This window comes from Staphylococcus sp. M0911 (assembly GCF_003491325.1).
GTDB classification, from domain to species: Bacteria; Bacillota; Bacilli; order Staphylococcales; family Staphylococcaceae; genus Staphylococcus; species Staphylococcus warneri_A.
The window spans coordinates 2,260,334-2,284,762 of the sequence record NZ_CP022881.1; the positions used below are offsets into that span (position 1 = coordinate 2,260,334).

Annotated in this window: 22 protein-coding genes, 1 tRNA gene and 3 rRNA genes; all 26 read right to left on the reverse strand. The window is 36.4% G+C overall.

Going from position 1 to position 24,429, the window contains the following annotated elements; genetic code table 11:
- Nucleotides 1-208 precede the first annotated feature (208 nt).
- Nucleotides 209-871, reverse strand: coding sequence for a 50S ribosomal protein L25/general stress protein Ctc (locus tag ssp1_RS11000; RefSeq protein ID WP_049425336.1), 663 nt, complete (start codon nt 869-871; stop codon nt 209-211).
- Between the two features lie 152 nt (nt 872-1,023).
- On the reverse strand, nt 1,024-1,989 hold the full coding sequence (locus ssp1_RS11005) for a ribose-phosphate diphosphokinase (protein ID WP_002451734.1): 966 nt from the start codon (nt 1,987-1,989) through the stop codon (nt 1,024-1,026).
- A 103-nt stretch (nt 1,990-2,092) separates the two neighbouring features.
- Nucleotides 2,093-3,457: a bifunctional UDP-N-acetylglucosamine diphosphorylase/glucosamine-1-phosphate N-acetyltransferase GlmU gene (gene glmU, locus ssp1_RS11010; RefSeq protein ID WP_075778447.1), complete on the reverse strand. Its 1,365-nt coding sequence runs from the start codon at nt 3,455-3,457 to the stop codon at nt 2,093-2,095.
- Nucleotides 3,458-3,766: 309 nt separating this feature from the next.
- Nucleotides 3,767-4,078, reverse strand: coding sequence for a septation regulator SpoVG (spoVG, locus tag ssp1_RS11015; protein ID WP_002451732.1), 312 nt, complete (start codon nt 4,076-4,078; stop codon nt 3,767-3,769).
- A gap of 72 nt (nt 4,079-4,150) precedes the next feature.
- A complete protein-coding gene (locus tag ssp1_RS11020) occupies nt 4,151-4,525 on the reverse strand; it encodes a RidA family protein (protein WP_002451731.1) in 375 nt (124 codons plus the stop codon).
- A 16-nt stretch (nt 4,526-4,541) separates the two neighbouring features.
- Nucleotides 4,542-5,366: a pur operon repressor gene (gene purR, locus ssp1_RS11025; RefSeq protein WP_002451730.1), complete on the reverse strand. Its 825-nt coding sequence runs from the start codon at nt 5,364-5,366 to the stop codon at nt 4,542-4,544.
- Nucleotides 5,367-5,380: 14 nt separating this feature from the next.
- The gene (gene ispE / locus ssp1_RS11030; RefSeq protein WP_075778448.1) at nt 5,381-6,229 is read right to left on the reverse strand and encodes a 4-(cytidine 5'-diphospho)-2-C-methyl-D-erythritol kinase; all 849 of its coding nucleotides are present in this window, start codon (nt 6,227-6,229) and stop codon (nt 5,381-5,383) included.
- Nucleotides 6,230-6,529: 300 nt separating this feature from the next.
- A complete protein-coding gene (veg, locus tag ssp1_RS11035; RefSeq protein WP_002451728.1) occupies nt 6,530-6,793 on the reverse strand; it encodes a biofilm formation stimulator Veg in 264 nt (87 codons plus the stop codon).
- Between the two features lie 99 nt (nt 6,794-6,892).
- On the reverse strand, nt 6,893-7,783 hold the full coding sequence (gene rsmA / locus ssp1_RS11040; RefSeq protein ID WP_075778449.1) for a 16S rRNA (adenine(1518)-N(6)/adenine(1519)-N(6))-dimethyltransferase RsmA: 891 nt from the start codon (nt 7,781-7,783) through the stop codon (nt 6,893-6,895).
- A gap of 4 nt (nt 7,784-7,787) precedes the next feature.
- Nucleotides 7,788-8,336, reverse strand: coding sequence for a ribonuclease M5 (rnmV, locus tag ssp1_RS11045; protein WP_002451726.1), 549 nt, complete (start codon nt 8,334-8,336; stop codon nt 7,788-7,790).
- Between the two features lie 143 nt (nt 8,337-8,479).
- Nucleotides 8,480-9,256: a TatD family hydrolase gene (locus ssp1_RS11050; protein ID WP_002451725.1), complete on the reverse strand. Its 777-nt coding sequence runs from the start codon at nt 9,254-9,256 to the stop codon at nt 8,480-8,482.
- A 27-nt stretch (nt 9,257-9,283) separates the two neighbouring features.
- Nucleotides 9,284-11,254, reverse strand: a complete 1,971-nt coding sequence (gene metG, locus ssp1_RS11055) for a methionine--tRNA ligase (protein ID WP_075778450.1) — start codon at nt 11,252-11,254, stop codon at nt 9,284-9,286.
- Nucleotides 11,255-11,483: 229 nt separating this feature from the next.
- The gene (gene rsmI, locus ssp1_RS11060) at nt 11,484-12,323 is read right to left on the reverse strand and encodes a 16S rRNA (cytidine(1402)-2'-O)-methyltransferase (RefSeq protein ID WP_049425329.1); all 840 of its coding nucleotides are present in this window, start codon (nt 12,321-12,323) and stop codon (nt 11,484-11,486) included.
- Between the two features lies 1 nt (nt 12,324).
- Nucleotides 12,325-12,573, reverse strand: a complete 249-nt coding sequence (locus ssp1_RS11065) for a GIY-YIG nuclease family protein (RefSeq protein WP_002451722.1) — start codon at nt 12,571-12,573, stop codon at nt 12,325-12,327.
- Nucleotides 12,566-13,291, reverse strand: a complete 726-nt coding sequence (locus ssp1_RS11070; RefSeq protein ID WP_075778451.1) for a tRNA1(Val) (adenine(37)-N6)-methyltransferase — start codon at nt 13,289-13,291, stop codon at nt 12,566-12,568. Before ssp1_RS11070 ends, ssp1_RS11065 begins: the two co-directional genes overlap by 8 nt.
- Before the next feature lie 96 nt (nt 13,292-13,387).
- Nucleotides 13,388-13,735 carry a DNA replication initiation control protein YabA gene (gene yabA / locus ssp1_RS11075; protein WP_049425327.1) on the reverse strand — a complete coding sequence of 116 codons (348 nt, stop codon included), beginning with the start codon at nt 13,733-13,735 and terminating at the stop codon, nt 13,388-13,390.
- A gap of 16 nt (nt 13,736-13,751) precedes the next feature.
- The gene (locus ssp1_RS11080) at nt 13,752-14,555 is read right to left on the reverse strand and encodes a PSP1 domain-containing protein (RefSeq protein ID WP_075778452.1); all 804 of its coding nucleotides are present in this window, start codon (nt 14,553-14,555) and stop codon (nt 13,752-13,754) included.
- A complete protein-coding gene (locus tag ssp1_RS11085; RefSeq protein WP_075778453.1) occupies nt 14,556-15,482 on the reverse strand; it encodes a DNA polymerase III subunit in 927 nt (308 codons plus the stop codon).
- A 125-nt stretch (nt 15,483-15,607) separates the two neighbouring features.
- Nucleotides 15,608-15,937, reverse strand: a complete 330-nt coding sequence (locus tag ssp1_RS11090) for a cyclic-di-AMP receptor (protein WP_002451717.1) — start codon at nt 15,935-15,937, stop codon at nt 15,608-15,610.
- Between the two features lie 34 nt (nt 15,938-15,971).
- Nucleotides 15,972-16,583, reverse strand: coding sequence for a dTMP kinase (tmk, locus tag ssp1_RS11095; RefSeq protein WP_002451716.1), 612 nt, complete (start codon nt 16,581-16,583; stop codon nt 15,972-15,974).
- Between the two features lie 2 nt (nt 16,584-16,585).
- Entirely contained in the window at nt 16,586-17,923 is a 1,338-nt protein-coding gene (locus ssp1_RS11100; protein WP_075778454.1) for an Orn/Lys/Arg family decarboxylase, read from the reverse strand.
- Between the two features lie 44 nt (nt 17,924-17,967).
- Nucleotides 17,968-18,495 carry a GNAT family N-acetyltransferase gene (locus tag ssp1_RS11105; protein WP_075778455.1) on the reverse strand — a complete coding sequence of 176 codons (528 nt, stop codon included), beginning with the start codon at nt 18,493-18,495 and terminating at the stop codon, nt 17,968-17,970.
- A gap of 557 nt (nt 18,496-19,052) precedes the next feature.
- Nucleotides 19,053-19,167 (reverse strand): 5S ribosomal RNA (gene rrf / locus ssp1_RS11110).
- A gap of 70 nt (nt 19,168-19,237) precedes the next feature.
- A 23S ribosomal RNA gene (locus ssp1_RS11115) occupies nt 19,238-22,159 on the reverse strand.
- Nucleotides 22,160-22,325: 166 nt separating this feature from the next.
- Nucleotides 22,326-22,402 (reverse strand) — tRNA-Ile (locus ssp1_RS11120).
- A gap of 95 nt (nt 22,403-22,497) precedes the next feature.
- Nucleotides 22,498-24,050, reverse strand: a 16S ribosomal RNA gene (locus ssp1_RS11125).
- The 16S, 23S and 5S rRNA genes sit together here with 1 tRNA gene alongside, the layout of an rRNA operon.
- Nucleotides 24,051-24,429: the final 379 nt, after the last annotated feature.

The following is a 24,429-nucleotide window of genomic DNA, read 5'->3' on the forward strand; positions in this document are numbered from 1 at the left end:
TTTATTAAGTGACCTTTTTAATCTACATAATCATTGATCCAATTCATCTGTTAATCTAACGGATGCTTTACATCAAAATATCTTAGTCACAAATTTTATAATCATTCCCTATAATAACACAAAAAGCACTATGCTTATTAATATAAGCATAGTGCCCGTTAAGAAAGTTAAGAAACTTTATAAGACCTTATTCATTAAAATAATAATCTTATTCTTCTTCTTTATTTTCTTCTTCTTCGTCGTCTTTTTCTTCACCAACACGTTCAGGTTCTTCAGTAGCTGCTTCGCCTTCCATAGCTTCTACTTCTTCTTCAGTAGGCTCATCTGTTGGAGGTACTACAGTTACGATAGAATCTTCTGGTTCGTTTTCAATAGTGAAGTCACCAGATACTTTAATATCAGAAACTGAATAGCTATCGTTGATATTTAATTCAGTGATATCAACTTCAATTACTTCTGGGATATTATCTGGAGTTGCAGTAACTTCTAAGTTGAATAATGGTTGTTCAACTACGCCGCCTTCTTTAGCGCCTACTGCTTCACCAACTAATTGAACCGGTACTTCTACAGTACGTTCTTCAGTCATGTTGATAGCTAAGAAATCGATATGAGTGATTTGGTTTTTCAATGGATCATATTGGTAATCTGATACCATTACTTTGATTGATTTAGAACCAACACCTAATTCGATAACACCGTTACGTCCTACTTCACGGATAACTTTGATAAATTCAACTTCATCAACTTTAACTGAAGTATTTTTTGTTCCGTAACCATATACAACTGCAGGTACTTTACCAGCATTTCTTAATTGTTTAAGGTCAGAACGTGTTTGTTTACCTTGACGGATGATTGACTTTAATGAAGTCATTCTATTTCCACCTTTCATTTTTCGCTCTTTCACGAGCTCCTCACTTACCCATCAACATCATTCGTTGCTTGCAAGTGTTTATTTATTCGTATAATCACGAACGAATGTATTATACACGCTTATATCACTTTCGTCAAACTCATTTAACAATTTTAGTCAAATAATACACTTACTGATTCTCTTTCATAAACTCGGATAATGGCTTTACCGATTAAACCAGCAACTGAAAGTTCTTTAGTATTTGTAGGTTTGCGACTTTCTTCTAATTGAATTGAATTTGTTACGATTAGTTCTTTAATTGCTGAATTCTCAATACGTTCTTTAGCTGGACCTGATAATACAGGGTGTGTACAACATGCATATACTTCTTTAGCACCTTTGTCTTTTAATGCTTGTGCTGCTAACGTAATAGTACCAGCTGTATCAATAATATCATCAATAATGATGGCTGTTCTACCTTCAATATCGCCCACAATATTCATTACTTCGGCTACGTTTGGTTTTGGACGACGTTTATCAATAATTGCAATTGGAGTTTTTAAAATGTCTGCCAATTTACGTGCTCTTGTTACACCACCATGGTCAGGAGAAACAACAACACATTCTTCTGGGTTAATGGCAGGATCATTTTGGAAATGTTGCGCTAAAATAGGTACGCCCATTAAATGATCAATTGGAATATCAAAGAAACCTTGGATTTGAGGTGCATGTAAATCTAAAGCAATCATGCGATTTGCCCCTGCAGTTTCTATTAAATTGGCTACTAATTTAGCAGTAATCGGTTCACGACTACGTGCTTTTCTGTCTTGACGAGCATACCCATAATAAGGTACTACGATGTTAATATTTGCCGCTGATGCACGTTTACAAGCGTCAATCATAATAAGTAATTCCATTAGATGTAGATTAACTGGGTATGAAGTAGGTTGGATAATAAACACATCGCAACCACGAATACTTTCTTCAATATTGATTTGGATTTCTCCATCACTGAAACGCTTAACAGAACACTTACCTAATTCAATCCCTACATGATCTGCAACTTCCTGTGCTAAAGGTTCATTACCTTTGAGTGAAAAGATCTTTAGCGATGAATTCTTATATTCATTATTTAACATTTATAGTCCTCCAATTATTTACTTACACAACTACTATTATATAGAAAATTAAACTTGATTACTATGCCAAAGTCTAAATACTAATTTTACATATTCATTTCAGCTATTTATTTTTGTTGCTTAAATAACCATCTTTATTAACTTGTCTTGCTCGTGCCAGTGCTAAACTTTCATTTGGGATATCATCAGTGATTGTTGATCCTGCTGCTATAAGCGAATGATCTCCAACTGTTACCGGTGCAATTAAGTTTGTATTACATCCAATAAACGCATCTTTACCAATCACAGTTTTGAACTTATTTACACCATCATAGTTAACAGTAATAGAGCCACAACCAATATTTGTACGTTCGCCAATAACCGCATCACCAATATAACTTAAATGTGATACTTTAGCTCCGTCTTTAAGTTCAGCTTTTTTCACTTCTACAAAGTTGCCTACTTTAACCTCTGCACCTAGTTGAGACCCTGGTCTTAACTGTGCAAATGGACCAACATTCGTGTGCTCGCCCACTTCCGAATTGTTGATTACTGATTGTTTAATATGTGCATGAGATGCAATCACACTATTATTAATTTCTGAATACTGTCCAACTGTAACTTCTTCTCCAATTACAGTTGAACCATTAATTCTTACGCCAGGTTCAATGATTGTATCCATACCAATTTTTACATCTGGTCCAATAAATGTGCTATCTGGATCAATGATTGTCACACCATTTCTCATATGGAATAAATTAATACGTTTTTGTAACGCTTTTTCAGCTTGACTTAACATCACTCTATCATTCACACCCATAATCTCTTCGAAATCATCAGTGTGATATGTACTTGCTCTACCATTTTCATTAATAATTAAAGAAATCACATCTGGTAAATAATATTCTCCTTGTGCATTATCATTCTTAACTTGTTCTAACTTTTCAAATAAAATTTTGTTATCGAACGCAAAGATTCCAGAACTTATTTCAGTAATTGCCTTTTCTTCTGTGTTAGCATCTTTTTCTTCTACAATTCGTAATAAATGCCCTTCGCTATCTTTGACAATTCTGCCATAGCCTGTTGGATGGATTGCTGTAGCAGTTAGAACTGTTGCTTGAGACTGAGATGATTCATGTCTCTCGATTAAAGATGTAAGTGTTTCTGATGTAATAAGCGGTGTATCACCACACACAACTAGTGTTGTTCCCTCTTTATTTACTAAATGAGATTGTGCCATTTTTACTGCATGTGCTGTCCCAAGTTGCTCTTCTTGAAAACTATAAAGTGATTGATTACCTAATGTTTCTTTTACACTTTCAGCACCGTGACCAACAATTGTAATTAATTGGTTCACACCTGATTGTTGAACATTTTCAACCACATGTTCTATCATAGTTTTGCCAGCGATCTCATGTAGCACTTTGTATTTTTTTGATTTCATTCTAGTGCCTTTACCCGCTGCCAATATTATTGCATGTCTTTGCATGAATGCTAACCCTCCATTAAATATACACTTCGTTATTATTATAATTTAACCGCTATCACTCTTTCAACATATAACCTACCAAGTCATAAGCACCAATTCTTACGATTGTTCTACATTTTTAATATATCCATGATGACTCGATTTATATAGGTTCACTTTTATTACTTTTGACAAATTACTTTCAAAATTTAAGAAGTCAATTCAACATAATTCGAGGGGGGATTAGGGGCTCATTTAAAAGATGATGAAAATGTAAAAACAGAGTCAACACATTCTGTTATGTCGACTCTGCAATGTAATTTTTTATATTTAAGCTTCGTTAGATTCATCAGACTCGCCTGATGTAGCGTTTTTATCTGGAATCACTTCATCAGTTTCATCATATACTTTCATCACTGCATCTTGAATCTCTTGTCTCATTTCTGAGTTGATTGGATGCGCGATATCGCGGAATTCACCATCTGGTGTGCGTTTACTTGGCATTGCGACGAATAGACCTGAATTTCCTTCAATCACACGTAAATCGTGGATTACGAATGCCTCGTCTAGCGTGATAGAAACAAGTGCTTTCATTCTACCATCTGTATCTATTTTTCTAAGTCTTACATCTGTCACTTTCATGTAGTGAGCCCCCCTAGTATATCTTTGTTTTATTAGAAGCTTGACAATTGCTTAAAAGAAAAATTATATCCTTTATTTAACTTTACTAATCAATTCAATTTCTACTTTAACATCTTTAGGTAGTCGCGCTACTTCGACACAACTACGCGCTGGTTGATGTTTATCAAAATAATTTCCATATACCTCATTTATATATTGAAAATCATTCATATCAGAAATAAAAATAGTTGCTTTAACAACATTTTCTAAATCTGAACCTGCTTCTTTAAGTACCACAGATAAGTTTTCTAAAACTTGTTTAGTTTGATCTTTTACATCATCACTTACAATTTCCCCTTCTAAATTAAGTGGAATTTGACCTGATGTGTATACTAGACCATTTACTACTGTAGCATGTGAATAAGGTCCTAATGCTTCCGGTGCTTTGTTTGTGTTAATAATTTCCATGATGTGATTCGCTCCTTTAAGAAAATTTAGACAAGCTGTTGCCTGGCTCTACTTTAAATTTCTGATTATATTCATCGACATCTGATAGTCTTACCAAGGAAGTATAATCTTCTATTAATCTTTGCTTTACTTCTTTCGATTCTACAAGTACTGATACCCCTTTTACGTGTGCTTTAAACTCATTCATTAAATTCATAACACCGTTGATTGAGCCACCTGCTCTCATAAAATCATCAACAACGAGAACATTAGAATTCTCAGCTAATGTGCGTTTGGATAATACCATCGTTTCTATCTTTCGAGATGAACCTGAAACATAATTAATAGAAACCGTAGATCCTTCAGTTACTTTATTGTCTTTTCTAATAACCACTACAGGTAAATTTAATACGTTTGCAACTGCATTGGCAAGCGATATACCTTTAGTAGCAATCGTTACAACAGCATCTAATTGTTCATCCATATATATACTTGCTATCATCTTACCTACTTTGTTTAATAATGTAGGATTACCAACCAAGTCAGATAAGAATAAATATCCACCAGGCAGAAGTCTATCTTTTTCATCTAATAATGAGATAACTTCATTCACGACTTCTGTTGCTTCTTCTTTACTCATCATAGGTTTATACGTTACCCCACCGCTTGCGCCAGCAGTGGTAATGACCGTACCTAATGCTTCTTTTTGGAAAGTACTTTTAATAATTTGAACATCTTCGCTGATTGACGATTTCGCTTGTTGAAATTTATCTACAAAGAATGTTAATGGAATCAGTTTGTTTGGGTGATTCATCAAATATTGTGTCATAAACACAATCCGTTCACTTCTTTTATATCTCATTATTTCCAACCCTTCTATCCTAATAATCTAACTAAATATACTTCATTACAACAACCATTTACTGCGTTATAAATATTTTTAGCCTGACTTTCTTTTTGTGCCAATCCGTAAACTGTCGGACCACTACCACTCATTAATGCGCCATCTGCACCACATTGAATCATGTTTTCCTTAATCTTTCTGATTTCTGGATGCATCTCCATAGAAATCGGTTCTAATCTATTAGATAAACTTGAGCATAACTTCTTATAATCCGATCGTTTTAAAGCTTCTATACAATTTTGAGTAAATACTTCATGCGTGAAATTTAAATCCAAAGCTTTAAATACGTCCGGTGATGAGATACCTAAATTAGGCTTAGCTAAAACAACCCAAGCAGAAGGAGGCTTGTTCAAAAAAGTTACTTTTTCACCACGTCCTGTACAGTAAGCAGTCTTATTGTATATACAAAATGAAACATCTGTCCCAATTTGACTACCAAGTGCACATAATTCATCTAAAGATAAATTTAAACTGAATAAGCGATTCATACCTCTCATCGTAGCAGCAGCATCTGCTGAGCCACCTGCTAAACCAGCCGATACTGGAATATCTTTATCAATTGTAATCGTCACACCTTGTTTCAAATCATATACCTTTGTCATTAGTTCAGCAGCTTTATATGCTAAATTTTTATGATCGTCAGTTACAAAGTTGTGTTCGATTTCAACAACAATCTTCTTATCATCTCTTTTTTGAAAAGATAATCGATCGTTTAAATCTACAGTAGTCATTATCATTTCAATCTCGTGATATCCATCGTCTCTTTTAAAAAGTGTATCGAGCGTAAAATTTATTTTGGCAGGTGCCGTTTCATATATCATTTTTCCGCCCTCTCTTCGTAATCTTAATAAGATGATTTTAACATAAAGGGATAAAAGATTTGATAGATAATGTTCATTTTTTCACAAATAATTATATCATTCATTATTGGAATATAATAAAAAAGTATTAAATTACAGTATGTATGTTATTAATGTGTTTTTCCTATAGTTCTAAAATTTATTTATCACTTCAAAAGTATAAAAAAAGAGTATTGAACATGTTGCTCAATACTCACCTTAATATAATATAAAACTTAAATTGATAGAGTAGATACATCTACATCTATGTCATATGTCTTATTAGTGTGCAATTGCTTCTTGATGATTATCTTCTTCAAATGAAACTTGTACGTTCTCAGTTAACACATCAGTGTATGTATAAGATACTCTTTCGAAGTTATGCTTGTCTTGATCAAGTTCAACGACAAATACTGATGGGTATGTTTCTTTTAAAACACCAGAACGTTCGATTGTTTTCTTACGACCACCATTGGCTTTAAGTACAATACGATTTCCTAAATGACAATCAATAGAATTTTTGATGTCCAAAATTGATTTTGGCATATTGCTCCACCTCGCTACAAGTGTTATATTACCATGTTTATAGCGATTTTGTCAAATAAAACTAAAATTTTATCAAGGTAATTAGGGTTTGTCAACAATTTAATTTATTAATTCTGGGAAATTATTTAATTCTTTGTAAAGTTGAGCGAAATCTTGAATTGACAATGTTTCGCCTCTTCGTCTAGGGTCGATATTCGCTTTTTCTAACCAACTTAGTATACTCTCTTTATGTTGTTTTCCCTCTTTAAAGAAATTTTGATAATTATTATTAATAGTCTTTCGTCTTTGTGCAAATGCAGCTTTTGCTAATTTAAAGAATGCTTCTTCATCATCGATATCTACTAACGGTGTTGATCTTTGCATTAATTTAACCACTATAGAATCTACATTAGGTGGTGGCATAAATACGGTTTTAGGCACTGTTAGGACTTTACTTGTTTCAGTATAATACTGCGTCACAATCGATAACGAGCCATAAGCTTTTGTACCCACCTCTGCATTTAAACGCTCTCCAACTTCTTTTTGCATCATCACGACATAACCATCTATTGGTATGTCTTGTTGCATTAAATTGAGTAGTATAGGTGTCGTTATATAATATGGCAAATTAGCCACAACCATAATTTTATCGCAGTCTTTTAAGTGTTCATTTACTGCTGTAGCGATATCGGCTTTTAAAATATCTTCGTTAATAATTGTGACATTATCGTATGGTGCTAATGTGTCCTTTAATACTGGTATTAGTCGATGATCGATTTCAAATGACATTACTTTTTTAGCATGTTTAGCTAATTGTTCGGTTAACGAGCCCATACCTGGCCCTACTTCTATTATGGCTGTAGTTTCATCAATATCACTAGCATCGATGATCTTATTAATAATATTAACGTCTACTAGGAAGTTTTGTCCCAAACTTTTTTTGAAATCAAATCCATATTGGTCTAATAATGCTCTTGTACGAGATGGTGTAGCTATATCTTTATGCTCCATATCTTTATTCACTTCCCTTATTTTCATTTAATGCACGTCGTACATCTTCTTCTGTATATCCAAAGGCATTCAATTTTTTCAACAGTTGCTTACCATTAGAATGCCCAATATGTAATTTTCGACCTAGAATTTCTCGTCGTCTACGAGCATCATGCCCTATAATAAGTCCTAATTCGATTAATACATTTTTATCAATGGATTCTTCAGCTTCTTCAAAAGGGGAACTAACATGCATGAGAGCTTCTTTGATATCATCTACATGTGCATGTTCAACACCTATTTTCCCCCTTTTATTTTTAGCTTTTTCTCTGTCTATATATGCGTGTTTTACCCCAGGCACACGGTCTTTGATCGTATTTCTTATTTTGTCACCAGGAAAATCTGGATCGGTTAAGATAATAACGCCTCGTGTTTCTTGTGCCTGCTTGATAACTGCTATCACATCATCATCAACTGCACTACCATTCGTTTCTATTGTATCGCATTCAACCGCAGATTTAACACGTTGTGTATCATCCCTGCCTTCTACGACTATAAATTCATTTATTTTCATATTTTTAATTCCTTCTTCATTTTAATGAAAATCTTGATTCATCTTATTCTAACAAAATATCATAAATAACACTGCCTTCAGTCTTAATTTAATAAAAAATGAGAAAGATATCCAATTAAATGATACCTTTCTCAATCTAATATTTATGCTTGATTTAAATTAAATAGTCTCTCCGCATTTTCTGTTGTCTGACGACATACCTCTTCATAACTCATATCTCGTAATTCAGCAATTTGTTGTGCAACTAATGTTACACGTTGTGGTTCATTACGTTTGCCTCTATATGGATGTGGTGATAAATATGGTGCATCTGTTTCGACTAATAATCGGTCCATCGGTACATGCTTGGCAACTTCTTTAGGTTGTTTCGCATTTTTAAATGTGACTGGACCACCTAATGAAACGTAAAAGTTTAATTTATTGATGACAACATCAGCAATTTCTGGAGAGGCACTAAAGCTATGCATAATACCTCCAACTTCTTCCGCGTGTTCTTCCATCAGAATATCTATACAATCCTGTGTTGCTTCACGGTTGTGAATAATGATTGGTAATTGTACACGTTTAGCTAAAGCAATTTGCTTTCTAAAGACTTCTTTTTGAACATCAGCAGGAGACTTATCCCAGTGGTAATCTAATCCCATTTCACCAATGCCAATAATTTTAGGATGTTTTGATAAGTTTTCTATCCATTCTAATCTTTCTTCAGTACAATCGATGGCGTCTACTGGGTGCCAACCGATGATACCATATACAAAGTCATATTTATCAATCAATTCCATTGTACGTTCAATAGTTGGTGTATCAAAACCAACAACAAACATACGATCAACGCCATCTTCTCTCGCACGAGTGATGACATCATTTAAATCTTCATCATATTGCTCATCGTTCAAATGAACATGTGTATCAATTAACATGATTATCCTCCTAGTTTAAAAGCATGATTACTTGATGACTGCACCATTTGGAATAGCATTTGGCAAGCTAATCAATGTTAACACACCATCTTTTTCGGCTGATAAAATCATGCCTTCAGATTTTTGTCCCATTAGTTTCGCAGGTTTTAAGTTAGTTACTACAGCAACTTTTTTACCGATAATATCTTCAGGACGATAGAATTTCGCAATACCAGAAACAATTTGTCGTTGTTCATTATCTAAATCTACTTGAATTTTTAGTAGCTTATCTGATTTCTTAACATTTTCAGCATCAATCACTGTCGCAGCTTTAATTTCTACTTTATCAAAGTCTTTAATATCAATCATATCTTTACTTGGAACGTCTTCTTTTTCATCAGATTTTGGTGGTTGCATTGACTCTTTGATATAAGCAATTTCCGCTTCAGTATCCAATCTAGGGAATATTGGTGTTGGCTTAGTTATTACAGTGATAGGTTCTGTTAAGGATCCATATGTCGCTAAACTTGAGAATTCCATTAACTCTGGATTATTAATATTTAATTGTTTAAATATTTCTTTTGGTGCATGTGTAATAAATGGACGCAATAATACAGTTGCAAAACGGATGTTTTCAACTAAGTGTGCCATCACATTACCTAACATATCTTTTTGACTTTCATCTTTCGCTAAAACCCATGGTGTTGTCTCATCAATATATTTATTAGTACGGCTAATAAATTTCCAAACTGTTGATAAAGCAACTGAGAATTGTAAACTCTCCATATTTTCATGGAATTCTTTAACTGTTTCAAGTGCCATAGCTTCCATGTCTTCGTCTAATTCATGTTTAGGACCTTGATATGCAGGAAGCTCACCTTGGAAATATTTATTAATCATTGAAATTGTACGGTTCACTAAGTTACCTAAATCATTAGCTAAATCATAGTTTGTACGTTCAACAAACGCTTCTGGTGTAAACACACCATCTGAACCAAATGGTAATTCTCTCATTAAATAATAACGTGTAGCATCTAATCCATAACGATCAATTAATACATTAGGATCAACAACATTACCTTTCGACTTACTCATTTTACCGTCTTTCATTAGAATCCAACCATGTGCAAAGACCTTCTTAGGTAATGGTAAATCTAATGCCATTAATAAAATTGGCCAAATAATTGAATGGAAACGCACGATTTCTTTAGCCATCAAGTGGATATCTGCTGGCCAATATTTGTTAAATAACGTTTCATCATCTGATAAATAACCTAGAGAAGAAATATAGTTCACTAATGCGTCTATCCATACATAAACAACATGTTTAGGGTTTGAAGGCACACTAACGCCCCAGTTAAATGATGTACGTGAAACAGCTAAATCTTCTAAACCTGGTTTAATAAAGTTGTTAATCATTTCATTTTTTCTTGAAGGTGGTTGAATAAAATCAGGATTTTGATCATAGAATTCAAGTAAGCGATCAGTATATTTCTTAATATTAAAGAAATAACTTTCTTCTTTTACCAATTCTACTTCATGACCTGAATCAGGACTTTTTCCTCCAACAATTTTGCCGTTTTCATAAACAGGTTCAACTAATTGTGACTCTGTATAGTATGTTTCATCTGGTACTGAATACCATCCCTCATACTCACCAAGATAAATGTCGCCTTGTTTTAATAAACGTTCGAATACTTTTTCAACAACTTGCTTATGTCGTTCTTCTGTAGTTCGAATGAAATCATCATTTGAAATTTCTAGTTTATCCCATAAACTTTTGATTCCAGCGATCATCTCATCTAAATATTCTAATTCTGTTTTACCAGCTTTTTGAGCTTTTTCTTGAATTTTTTGACCATGCTCATCTGTACCTGTTAAATAACGAACATCGTATCCTTGCATGCGTTTATATCTAGCAATCACATCACCTGCTACAGTTGAGTATGCATGCCCAATATGCAAGTTACCACTTGGATAATAAATTGGGGTTGTTATATAAAATGTATCTTTAGCCATCAAAGGTCCTCCTCGTTTCTTACATGTTAAATGATATCTAAATTTATTTTGCTTTTCAATTGTGTACCGTTCTTACTGTACCTTACTCATCACAATACGTTATTACTATCAATTGTTTATTATATTATCTTTACTACAATACCATAATTTAAGGCATTATGGGGGGTGAAAATCTGTATTAATTCACTCGATACAATGAACTTTGCTCAATTCTTAAACTTATGCAACTTTAATCAACTTGATGATAAATATTATATATTTCACTAGTTTTACTTTGACGATCTTCTGCAACCATTTTAATCGCTGCTTTAGGTTTAATATTTTTTTCTTTGATATAGTAATCGACATGTTCTTCGATAGACATATCATCAAACCATGCAGTAGAAATTTCAGCTTCAGCACCTTCAATTAAAATGACAAATTCTCCTTTTAATGGAATCTCATTATTATGTAACATGGTTAATAATGTATTCACATCTGCAGTTACAATTTGCTCAAATTTCTTTGTCAATTCTCGCCCTAATGATACTCGTCTTTGAGAATCTATTTTGCCAATCACTTTTAGCGTATCGGTTACTCTATGAGGTGACTCATATATAATAAGTGTACTACTTTGATACATTCGTTCTGATAGGATATTTTGCTTTTCTTTATCTTTTCTAGGTAAAAATCCTAAAAATGTATACGTAAATGATGGGAGACCACTTGCCATTAATGCTGTCAAGCCTGCATTAGGCCCTGGTATCGTTTCTACTTTGATGTCATGTTGACGTGCCTCTACTACTAATTCATACCCTGGATCACTAATCAATGGTAAACCTGCATCCGAAACTAATGCAATATCTAGTCCAGACAATAACTGTTCAATCATAAATGATGTCTGTTGGTCTTTATTGTGCTCGTGATAGGATTTTAGTGGCGTCTTAATATCATAATGATTACATAATTTACGTGTAACACGTGTATCTTCACATGCGATTAAATCTACTTGTTGAAGTGTGTCTATAGCACGATATGTAATATCGGCTAAATTGCCAATTGGTGTTCCTACTAAAAATAATGTAGTCATACTATCCCTCTTTAATCAATTTTAGTTTCTTTTGTCGTGTGAAGGTCTTAATTTCATACTCTCTTTTTAACGCTTCCGACTTAGTAGAATATGTTTCTTGATAAACCAACTCTACCGGACGTCTTATTTTTGTATATTTAGCACCTTTACCTTCATTATGTTTCGCCACACGTGCCTGTATGTCTTTAGCATAACCTGTATAGAGGCTTCCATCTTTACATTTTACGATATATACAAAATGATTATCCATAATATATACCCTTCATTTCTTTTGAGTACGTACCATCTTCTTGATAAATATAAAATGGCTTTGTAATATCTAAACCTTGGTTCCCCGACTTTCTACCTTCTATTAAAATCGTTTGTGCGTCTCTATCATGCTTACTATAAACAAATGTTAATCGCTTTGGCTCAATATTAGCACGTCTCATTTCAGTTAGTACATCCATCATTCTTTCAGCTCTGTGTACCATATATAATCTTCCGCCTTGCTTTAATAAATGCCTAGCAGCCATTAAGCAATCTTCTAATTTACATAAGATTTCATGTCTAGCAACTTTATGCGCTTCTTTTTGATGTTGATGCAACTGATTATCTTTGAAATATGGAGGATTGCATGTAACAACCGTATATTGTGAAGGTTTGAAATGATGATATACCTTTTTAACATCCATTTGATGCATGAGTAATCGATCATCTAATTGATTATACTTAAAACTTCTCTTCGCCATATCCACAAGTTGTTGTTGAATTTCGATACCTTCAATAGTCTGGCTACCTTTATGAGAAAGGAGCAGTGGTATAACGCCGTTACCTGAACATATATCGATAATTTTGTCTTTTTTTCTAATTTCGGTAAAATCCCCTAACAACAAAGCGTCAGTTGAGAATGAAAACACATCATCATTTTGGATGATTTTCAAATCTTCTTTAATTAGTAAGTCTAACCTCTCATTATCCTTTAACATTTATCTTTCTCCTAAAAAAGGGACGTTGTTATAACGTAGTCTCTATCATCGTCTACTCATAACACATCCCTGTCTTCTTTCTTATATCAACATTGTTTAATCGCTTAATACATTTAAACAAAGCAAACAATCTTCGCCCTGTCTATGTTTGCCAAATAACTCACCTTTGCAAATATGAAATCCTTCTTTATATAACATAGCTAAGTTATCTTTACTAGGCAGTGGCTTCTTCACATGTTTCGTCTGGTGTGGGTGAACAGTTTCAGAATTTGAACTTTCGCTCTTATCCATTAATTGTTTTAAATTATCATTTTCTACTTGAAGCGCTACATTTTCTTCAACCAATGCTACAGCTAAATCTTTTAAATCCAACATATCTTGATTAAGCTGGTTCATGTTTGTTTCTAAGCGCATTAATTTTTCAAATAATTCATTACGATTCAAAGGTGGTTAAACCTCCTTAATTAAATGCTTCAATTTCTTCCATTTTGTACTCTAATGGTTGTTCCATACCATCTATTTTAACTTGCATCGATATATCCAAGATATTTAAACCGACTACTTGGCCATTACCATCAGGTGTTTCAATTGAGTCACCTACATCTGGTAATTGAGCACGTGCTTCTTCATAATAATCATTTTCATATTTTAAGCAACACATCAAACGTCCACATGCACCCGAAATTTTAGCAGGGTTAAGTGACAGGTTTTGGTCTTTAGCCATTTTAATAGACACAGGTTCGAAATCGCCTAAGAAAGTCGAACAACATAAAGAGCGTCCGCATGGCCCTATACCACCTAATAATTTAGCTTCATCACGCACACCAATCTGTCTCAGTTCTATTCTCGTTTTCAAATTTTGCGCTAATACTTTAACTAACTTTCTAAAATCAATACGATCGTCAGCAGTAAAATTGAAAATGACTTTTGATTTGTCTAATGTATATTCGCAATTAACTAATCTCATATCCAATTCCTGCTGTATTACTACCTCTTTACATAGTGCAAGTGCCTTCTCAGCATCAATTGCATTATTATAGTAGATGTCTATATCTTGTTGTGTCGCTATTCTCATTACTTCTTTTAATGGAAGTGAAACATCACCGTCATCTACAGTTCTCGTAGGCATTTTTACTAATCCTATTTCTATACCTCGTTTTGATTCCACTACTACCCAATCGCCCATTTCAATTTGTAAATCTTTAGGTGCATAATATTCTAACTTTCCAGCTTTTTGAAACTGGACACCTATTACATCTGGCATCTATCTCACACCTTTAATCACTATTTGTTCGAATACAAGTGTTGGGTTTACATTTTGATTTAACTTTTTATGTGCCTCTGTTAATTGATCATACATCAATATAAGTTGGTTATATGTTAAATGCTTTGCATACTTTTCTATCTCAACACTCAAATCACTATATATATATTCGCTATTTACTTCTACTTTTGCGTGCATGATATCCTCAAAAAATCCATTCACTGCAGATAATGTTAACAACTGTAATTTACGATTTTTCGCCTGTTTTAACAAATCGATAATCCCAATTAATGCCATCGAACGATTCGTTAATAACAACTCACACCATCTTATAATTGTCTTTCTCAAACTAGTAAGGTCATATTCTTCATTTAATGATAATGCAGTCTCTGCTTGCGTCGTATATGTACTTAACATCTCCGCCACAGGACGTGTCAAAGACTCATCAACTAAGTAATTGATAAACTGACCTTTATCAATAGGTTTAAAATAGACATGTTGACATCTCGAATGTATGGTGTCTAAAATCTGTTCTGGTTTAGTTGATAATAAAATAGCTATCGTATTTTGAGGAGGTTCCTCTAAGAATTTTAATATACTATTTTCACCTTGAACAGTTAATTTTTCGAAATCTTCTACTATATATACTTTATAATTACCTTCTATCGGTAGTTGATTCATATGATGAACAAGTTGTTCGATCTTTTCTTTTTTTATAGTAGTTTCTTCACTAGAGACATACATAAAATCAGGATGATTCAACGTACTTACTTTAACTTCACATTGTTCATCGTTGTTACATAAGATGAGTTTAGCAAAATTAATAGCGACCTTTTGCATTGATTGTGCGTCATCGCCCTCAAAAAGATAAGCATGTGACAATTTATTCGACGCATAAGCATTAGCTAATTGTTGTTGTTCATCCATCTGGATATCTCTCCTATATCTACTTATATAAAAAGACTGCTAAAAGAGCAGTCTCAAATTGTTAAATACTGTATATCACAATTCATCAATAAACTAATGTCTCGTGCAATAAACATTAGTTACATTTAAAATTGATGGAAGGCTTCAATAGGCATTACGAATACCGTTGCACCGCCAACTTCTACTTCTACTGGATAGGGTATGTAAGAATCTGCACTACCACCCATTGGAGTAATAGGAGACACAAGTTGTTCTCTATTACCACAAGTATTGTTTATAACTGATAATAAATCGTCTACACGGTCATCATTAACACCACATAAGAACGTTGTATTACCTGCTTTTAAGAAACCACCTGTTGTTGCTAATTTTGTTGCTCTAAAATCATTTTTGACAAGTTGGTCTGAAAGTTCTTGGCTGTCTTGGTCTTGGACGATTGCTATAATCATCTTCATTTCTATAACACCTCTTTCATCTATTATATCACATTTATTTTAAATATTTGATGATAGATTGATATGCGGCTAATACAACTTTATCAATTGATTGATCTGCATCTATCTGAACAAAACGCTCTGGCTCATTATGTATCACTCGATGATAACCCTCAATGACTTTTTCATGAAAATCAATATCTTCTTGATCCAAGCGATTCTGATCTCTTTGATTACTGAGGATTCTTTCACGCCCTACTTCAGCAGAAACATCTAAATAAATCGTTAAATCTGGATATAGTCCATTAATTGCAAATTCGTTTAAAGCTTTCACTTCTTCAATTCCAATACCTCTTGCATATCCTTGATATGCTAATGAACTATCAATGTATCTATCACAAAGAACAATTTGATTGTTTCTCAAAGCAGGCATCACTTTTTCTACTAAATGTTCTCGTCTCGATGCCGCAAAAAGCATTGCTTCAGTTCTAATATCCATTTGATTGCCTTCTAGTACGACTTTTCTTATCTCTTCGCCTGTTGGAACACCACCAGGTTCACGGGTAGATATAACATCATAGTGCTGAGCTAACTTTTCAGCCACTGCTTTTAAAACGGTTGTTTTTCCTGAACCTTCTGGCCCTTCAAATGTTATAAATGCTGACATTTTTATTCATCCTTAATTAATATTTGATTATCTTTTATTCCTTCAACTTTCATATTTGAATGTTGATATTGATTTATTAATTTTATCATATTTAAAGTGATTTTTTCTCCTTTAAACAGAATCGGCACACCAGGTGGATAAGGTACAATGTGACGGGCCAACAGTTTTCCTGCTGAATGACGAATATCAATCCATTTAACTTTGTTATATACCATAGGTGAAAACATGCCACTTTCTGTCATAAGCTGTGGGTATATCAACAAATCTTCCTTTACATGCGGAATGACCATGCTTTGAATTTTATTTATTAATATCTCAAAAGGATATTTATCTTCTTTATGCCATAACGGTAATACAAATAAGATTTGAAAATCATCTGCTAACTCTACAAATATATGTTCATTCTCAAACCATTTTTGAATGTCATATCCAGAATAACCTGGGTAAGAAATCAACATTTTTAATGGGTCATCAACTTCTTTAACAACAAATCCTTTACGATTTAAAACATTCGAAAGGGTATGTCTTTTTTCAAAAAATATTCCACTATCATAATTTTGATAAAATGTTTGTGCTAACTCCAAACTTGCCATGACTAAGTATGATGGGCTAGACGTTTGAAAGTAAGATAAATATTGTTTGATGTTTTCTTTATAAGGTGCATCTTTATGTATAAATAACACCGACCCCATAGTAAGTGCAGGTAATGTTTTATGATAAGACTGAACAACATAATCAGCACCATAATTTAATGTAGAATCAGGAAATCCATCTAAACCGAAATGTGCACCGTGTGCCTCATCAACGAGTACTGGAACATTATTAGAATGCAATAAGTCTATATCAGTTTGAATTGAGTAAGTTTCTCCATAATAATTGGGATAAGTCATAATCGCTAATTTATGTTGACTCAAATCTAATCCATTAAAGTTAGGAGCTATATAATGATGAGATGTTGAACTTACCTTCATGTTTGTTAAAGTCGCTTTTTGATTCGCTAATTCCAATCCATGAAAAACTGATTTATGTACATTTCTAGGTATCAAATAGTTTCCTGACTCATAAGCCAAGCCTTGGATTACAGATAAAATCCCAGAAGTAGTTCCATTAATTAATAGATAAGCATCGTAATCTCGATGTTTATTAAATTTTGTCATGCTTTCTAAAATGATATCTTCGGGATGATGCAAATCGTCCAAGCCACTAATTTCAGTCATATCCATTTTCAGATCCAATGATTCTAGCTGGCCTATAGTCATATTTTTGTGACCAGGCACATGCATGGAAATACTTTGTTGTGATATTAATTCATGTAATTTTTTAGATATTGGTAAACTCAAATCATCACTCTCTTCACTTTTATAATCGTCTTATCTAACCTAGACTATCTTATATGAGATAAATCATCATCTTGTTGATTAACCCAATTTCGTTTTAATAGTCCCATGACATAGCAGTCTCTATATTCTCCTCTTGTATAGAAGTGTTCTTTTAATTTTCCTTCAATTTCAAAGTTATTACTTTTATAAATATGTACTGCTTTCTCATTACTTACATCTACATATAGATAAACTTTATGCATGTTAAGCACTAAAAACGCATAATCTACTGCCATCTTGAACGCTTTTTTTGCATAACCTCTATTCGCAAATTGCGGGTCAACAATAATCAATACTTCGCAAGTTCTATGTATAAAATTAATTTCTAATAACTCAACAACACCAATGGATTGTTGATCCTCTTCAATAACAAATCGTCTTTCTGATTCATCTAAAATATGCTTTTGGTATAGCGATTCTAATTCACTCAATGATTGATATGGCTCTTCAAACCAATAAGACATAATTGAATATTCATTATTCAAATTATGTAAATATTGCAAATCTGTTTTTTCTAAAGCTCTAATAATCATTTTAAAGCACTCCTTTAAATACGATAGTATTGGACTTTGTTTTAAATGTAAATCATTTCAAGCTTTTTGACATTAAATTTAATCATTTAGTTAAGTGTTAGAACATAAAAATGAGGCTACTAAGGCCTTGAGGTATTTATCATTAATCAAACAATTTAAATGTCGCTATTTTAAATCAAACGAAAAAGTTATATGCTCTTAATTACTTAACCAACTCGTTGCATTTGCTCTGCGTTGACTTTCTTTTTTGGGCATAAAAAAAGAGACCTTGCGGTCTCAATGCGGCTCATCGCATCCTATTATTTGCCTGGCAACGTCCTACTCTAGCGGAACGTTAGTCTGCTACCTTCGGCGCTAAGGAGCTTTTTCAACTTGAGAGAAATGCGCTTATACTTCTTCATTTTCATCTCTCCCTTACTCACTTAGCTCGACTAAGCTCGTTGCGCTCATTCTTCAATTCATCGTCTAAGCGCATTTGCTCTGCGTTGACTTTCTTATTTTTGGGCATAAAAAAGAGACCTTGCGGTCTCAATGCGGCTCATCGCATCCTATTATTTGCCTGGCAACGTCCTACTCTAGCGGAACGTTAGTCCGACTACCATCGGCGCTAAGGAGCTTAACTTCTGTGTTCGGCATGGGAACAGGTGTGACCTCCTTACCATTGTCACCAGACAAATTGAATGTATTATACATTCAAAACTAGATAGTAAGTAAAATGATTTTGCGTCGCAAAACATAAATTTTGATTAAGTCTTCGATCGATTAGTATTCGTCAGCTCCACGTGTCACCACGCTTCCACCTCGAACCTATTAACCTCATCATCTTTGAGGGATCTTATAACCGAAGTTGGGAAATCTCATCTTGAGGGGGGCTTCATGCTTAGATGCTTTCAGCACTTATCCCGTCCATACATAGCTACCCAGCTATGCCGTTGGCACGACAACTGGTACACCAGAGGTATGTCCATCCCGGTCCTCTCGTACTAAGGACAGCTCCTCTCAAATTTCCTACGCCCACGACGGATAGGGACCGAACTGTCTCACGACGTTCTGAACCCAGCTCGCGTACCGCTTTAATGGGCGAACAGCCCAACCCTTGGGACCGACTACAGCCCCAGGATGCGATGAGCCGACATCGAGGTGCCAAACCTCCCCGTCGATGTGAACTCTTGGGGGAGATAAGCCTGTTATCCCCGGGGTAGCTTTTATCCGTTGAGCGATGGCCCTTCCATGCGGAACCACCGGATCACTAAGTCCGTCTTTCGACCCTGCTCGACTTGTAAGTCTCGCAGTCAAGCTCCCTTATGCCTTTACACTCTATGAATGATTTCCAACCATTCTGAGGGAACCTTTGAGCGCCTCCGTTACCTTTTAGGAGGCGACCGCCCCAGTCAAACTGCCCACCTGACACTGTCTCCCACCACGATAAGTGGTGCGGGTTAGAAAGCCAACACAGCTAGGGTAGTATCCCAACAATGCCTCCACGTAAGCTAGCGCTCACGTTTCAAAGGCTCCTACCTATCCTGTACAAGCTGTGCCGAATTTCAATATCAGGCTACAGTAAAGCTCCACGGGGTCTTTCCGTCCTGTCGCGGGTAACCTGCATCTTCACAGGTACTATGATTTCACCGAGTCTCTCGTTGAGACAGTGCCCAAATCGTTACGCCTTTCGTGCGGGTCGGAACTTACCCGACAAGGAATTTCGCTACCTTAGGACCGTTATAGTTACGGCCGCCGTTTACTGGGGCTTCGATTCGTAGCTTCGCAGAAGCTAACTACTCCTCTTAACCTTCCAGCACCGGGCAGGCGTCAGCCCCTATACATCACCTTACGGTTTAGCAGAGACCTGTGTTTTTGATAAACAGTCGCTTGGGCCTATTCACTGCGGCTCTTCTGGGCGTTAACCCTAAAGAGCACCCCTTCTCCCGAAGTTACGGGGTCATTTTGCCGAGTTCCTTAACGAGAGTTCGCTCGCTCACCTTAGAATTCTCATCTTGACTACCTGTGTCGGTTTGCGGTACGGGCACCTGTTATCTATCTAGAGGCTTTTCTTGGCAGTGTGAAATCAACGACTCGAGGAAACAATTTCCTCTCCCCATCACAGCTTGACCTTATGAGTGCCGGATTTGCCTAACACTCAGTCTTACTGCTTGGACGTGCAATCCAATAGCACGCTTCGCCTATCCTACTGCGTCCCCCCATCGTTTAAAACGATACTAGGTGGTACAGGAATATCAACCTGTTATCCATCGCCTACGCCTGTCGGCCTCAGCTTAGGACCCGACTAACCCAGAGCGGACGAGCCTTCCTCTGGAAACCTTAGTCAATCGGTGGACGGGATTCTCACCCGTCTTTCGCTACTCACACCGGCATTCTCACTTCTAAGCGCTCCACATGTCCTTGCGATCATGCTTCGACGCCCTTAGAACGCTCTCCTACCATTGTCCTACGGACAATCCACAGCTTCGGTAATATGTTTAGCCCCGGTACATTTTCGGCGCAGTGTCACTCGACTAGTGAGCTATTACGCACTCTTTAAATGATGGCTGCTTCTAAGCCAACATCCTAGTTGTCTGGGCAACGCCACATCCTTTTCCACTTAACATATATTTTGGGACCTTAGCTGGTGGTCTGGGCTGTTTCCCTTTCGAACACGGACCTTATCACCCATGTTCTGACTCCCAAGTTAAATTGATTGGCATTCGGAGTTTGTCTGAATTCGGTAACCCGAGAAGGGCCCCTCGTCCAAACAGTGCTCTACCTCCAATAATCATAACTTGAGGCTAGCCCTAAAGCTATTTCGGAGAGAACCAGCTATCTCCAAGTTCGATTGGAATTTCTCCGCTACCCTCAGTTCATCCGCTCACTTTTCAACGTAAGTCGGTTCGGTCCTCCATTCAGTGTTACCTGAACTTCAACCTGACCAAGGGTAGATCACCTGGTTTCGGGTCTACGACCAAATACTAAACGCCCTATTCAGACTCGCTTTCGCTACGGCTCCACATTAGCTGCTTAACCTTGCATCAAATCGTAACTCGCCGGTTCATTCTACAAAAGGCACGCCATCACCCATTAACGGGCTCTGACTACTTGTAAGCACACGGTTTCAAGTTCTCTTTCACTCCCCTTCCGGGGTACTTTTCACCTTTCCCTCACGGTACTGGTTCACTATCGGTCACTAGAGAGTATTTAGCCTTAGGAGATGGTCCTCCCAGATTCCGACGGAATTTCACGTGCTCCGTCGTACTCAGGATCCACTCAAGAGAGTATATATTTTCGACTACAGGATTATTACCTTCTTTGATTCAACTTTCCAGATGATTCGTCTAATATATACTTTTGTAACTCCGTATAGAGTGTCCTACAACCCCAACAAGCAAGCTTGTTGGTTTGGGCTCTTCCCGTTTCGCTCGCCGCTACTCAGGGAATCGATTTTTCTTTCTCTTCCTCCGGGTACTAAGATGTTTCAGTTCTCCGGGTCTGCCTTCTGATATGCTATGTATTCACATATCGATAACATGACATAACTCATGCTGGGTTTCCCCATTCGGAAATCTCTGGATCAACGCTTACTTACAGCTCCCCAAAGCATATCGTCGTTAGTAACGTCCTTCATCGGCTTCTAGTGCCAAGGCATCCACCGTGCGCCCTTAATAACTTAATCTATGTTTCCATCCTACAGGAAACGCGTTATTAATCTTGTGAGTGTTCTTTCGAACACTAGCGATTATTTCTTATGAATTCAAGCTTTAAAACTCTAATTCACTCGGTTTTGCTTGGTAAAATCTATTTTACTTACTTATCTAGTTTTCAATGTACAAATAAATGAATGGTGGGCCTAAGTGGACTCGAACCACCGACCTCACGCTTATCAGGCGTGCGCTCTAACCAGCTGAGCTATAGGCCCATCACGTTGAATGTTATATAAACATTCAAAACTGAATACAATATGTCAATGTTATTCCTTCATCTTCTACGAAGATGTTCCGAATATATCCTTAGAAAGGAGGTGATCCAGCCGCACCTTCCGATACGGCTACCTTGTTACGACTTCACCCCAATCATTTGTCCCACCTTCGACGGCTAGCTCCATAAATGGTTACTCCACCGGCTTCGGGTGTTACAAACTCTCGTGGTGTGACGGGCGGTGTGTACAAGACCCGGGAACGTATTCACCGTAGCATGCTGATCTACGATTACTAGCGATTCCAGCTTCATGTAGTCGAGTTGCAGACTACAATCCGAACTGAGAACAACTTTATGGGATTTGCTTGACCTCGCGGTTTAGCTGCCCTTTGTATTGTCCATTGTAGCACGTGTGTAGCCCAAATCATAAGGGGCATGATGATTTGACGTCATCCCCACCTTCCTCCGGTTTGTCACCGGCAGTCAACTTAGAGTGCCCAACTTAATGATGGCAACTAAGCTTAAGGGTTGCGCTCGTTGCGGGACTTAACCCAACATCTCACGACACGAGCTGACGACAACCATGCACCACCTGTCACTTTGTCCCCCGAAGGGGAAAACTCTATCTCTAGAGCAGTCAAAGGATGTCAAGATTTGGTAAGGTTCTTCGCGTTGCTTCGAATTAAACCACATGCTCCACCGCTTGTGCGGGTCCCCGTCAATTCCTTTGAGTTTCAACCTTGCGGTCGTACTCCCCAGGCGGAGTGCTTAATGCGTTAGCTGCAGCACTAAGGGGCGGAAACCCCCTAACACTTAGCACTCATCGTTTACGGCGTGGACTACCAGGGTATCTAATCCTGTTTGATCCCCACGCTTTCGCACATCAGCGTCAGTTACAGACCAGAAAGTCGCCTTCGCCACTGGTGTTCCTCCATATCTCTGCGCATTTCACCGCTACACATGGAATTCCACTTTCCTCTTCTGCACTCAAGTTTTCCAGTTTCCAATGACCCTCCACGGTTGAGCCGTGGGCTTTCACATCAGACTTAAAAAACCGCCTACGCGCGCTTTACGCCCAATAATTCCGGATAACGCTTGCCACCTACGTATTACCGCGGCTGCTGGCACGTAGTTAGCCGTGGCTTTCTGATCAGGTACCGTCAAGATGTGCACAGTTACTTACACATTTGTTCTTCCCTGATAACAGAGTTTTACGATCCGAAGACCTTCATCACTCACGCGGCGTTGCTCCGTCAGGCTTTCGCCCATTGCGGAAGATTCCCTACTGCTGCCTCCCGTAGGAGTCTGGACCGTGTCTCAGTTCCAGTGTGGCCGATCACCCTCTCAGGTCGGCTACGTATCGTTGCCTTGGTAAGCCGTTACCTTACCAACTAGCTAATACGGCGCGGATCCATCTATAAGTGACAGCAAAGCCGCCTTTCACTATTGAACCATGCGGTTCAATATGTTATCCGGTATTAGCTCCGGTTTCCCGAAGTTATCCCAGTCTTATAGGTAGGTTATCCACGTGTTACTCACCCGTCCGCCGCTAACGTCAAAGGAGCAAGCTCCTTATCTGTTCGCTCGACTTGCATGTATTAGGCACGCCGCCAGCGTTCATCCTGAGCCAGGATCAAACTCTCCATAAAAAATTATGATGTTTGATTAGCTCATAAAACTAAATTAATTGTTGTAACTTTCGTTACATTATTGGAATTAACGTTGACATATTGTCATTCAGTTTTCAATGTTCATTTCTTTTACCGACAATAATTAATTATACGCCTTATTAACTCGAAAGTCAATAACTTTTTAAAATTAATTTTTGAAGTGATTTGTGTTGTTTTCGCTTTGTTTCGCTCAACAAATATATACTATACAGACATTCAAAACTTTTAACAACAGTAAAATTTACACTTTCTTTCCTGTGTAAATCTCTTGGTGTGTCTGATTTCGTATAATATAATAAACGTTATTATAAAAGTTCGTTTTTTGGATGATTTTTTTGATTTACATCGTAATTCACTT

Excerpts from the sequence above, each read along its gene's own strand:
- ssp1_RS11050 (WP_002451725.1), bottom strand. The coding sequence starts at position 9,256 with ATGTTAATTGATACACATGTTCATTTGAACGATGAGCAATATGATGAA.
- ssp1_RS11090 (WP_002451717.1), bottom strand. The coding sequence starts at position 15,937 with ATGAAGATGATTATAGCAATCGTCCAAGACCAAGACAGCCAAGAACTT.
- purR (WP_002451730.1), bottom strand. The coding sequence starts at position 5,366 with ATGAGATATAAAAGAAGTGAACGGATTGTGTTTATGACACAATATTTG.
- metG (WP_075778450.1), bottom strand. The coding sequence starts at position 11,254 with ATGGCTAAAGATACATTTTATATAACAACCCCAATTTATTATCCAAGT.
- glmU (WP_075778447.1), bottom strand. The coding sequence starts at position 3,457 with ATGCAAAGACATGCAATAATATTGGCAGCGGGTAAAGGCACTAGAATG.
- spoVG (WP_002451732.1), bottom strand. The coding sequence starts at position 4,078 with ATGAAAGTGACAGATGTAAGACTTAGAAAAATAGATACAGATGGTAGA.
- ssp1_RS11080 (WP_075778452.1), bottom strand. The coding sequence starts at position 14,555 with ATGCCAGATGTAATAGGTGTCCAGTTTCAAAAAGCTGGAAAGTTAGAA.
- ssp1_RS11085 (WP_075778453.1), bottom strand. The coding sequence starts at position 15,482 with ATGGATGAACAACAACAATTAGCTAATGCTTATGCGTCGAATAAATTG.
- ssp1_RS11005 (WP_002451734.1), bottom strand. The coding sequence starts at position 1,989 with ATGTTAAATAATGAATATAAGAATTCATCGCTAAAGATCTTTTCACTC.
- ssp1_RS11000 (WP_049425336.1), bottom strand. The coding sequence starts at position 871 with ATGACTTCATTAAAGTCAATCATCCGTCAAGGTAAACAAACACGTTCT.
- rsmA (WP_075778449.1), bottom strand. The coding sequence starts at position 7,783 with ATGGAGCATAAAGATATAGCTACACCATCTCGTACAAGAGCATTATTA.
- tmk (WP_002451716.1), bottom strand. The coding sequence starts at position 16,583 with ATGTCAGCATTTATAACATTTGAAGGGCCAGAAGGTTCAGGAAAAACA.
- ssp1_RS11105 (WP_075778455.1), bottom strand. The coding sequence starts at position 18,495 with ATGATTATTAGAGCTTTAGAAAAAACAGATTTGCAATATTTACATAAT.
- rnmV (WP_002451726.1), bottom strand. The coding sequence starts at position 8,336 with ATGAAAATAAATGAATTTATAGTCGTAGAAGGCAGGGATGATACACAA.
- ispE (WP_075778448.1), bottom strand. The coding sequence starts at position 6,229 with ATGATATATGAAACGGCACCTGCCAAAATAAATTTTACGCTCGATACA.
- ssp1_RS11070 (WP_075778451.1), bottom strand. The coding sequence starts at position 13,291 with ATGTTAAAGGATAATGAGAGGTTAGACTTACTAATTAAAGAAGATTTG.
- rsmI (WP_049425329.1), bottom strand. The coding sequence starts at position 12,323 with ATGACTACATTATTTTTAGTAGGAACACCAATTGGCAATTTAGCCGAT.
- veg (WP_002451728.1), bottom strand. The coding sequence starts at position 6,793 with ATGCCAAAATCAATTTTGGACATCAAAAATTCTATTGATTGTCATTTA.
- ssp1_RS11065 (WP_002451722.1), bottom strand. The coding sequence starts at position 12,573 with ATGGATAATCATTTTGTATATATCGTAAAATGTAAAGATGGAAGCCTC.
- ssp1_RS11020 (WP_002451731.1), bottom strand. The coding sequence starts at position 4,525 with ATGGAAATTATTAACACAAACAAAGCACCGGAAGCATTAGGACCTTAT.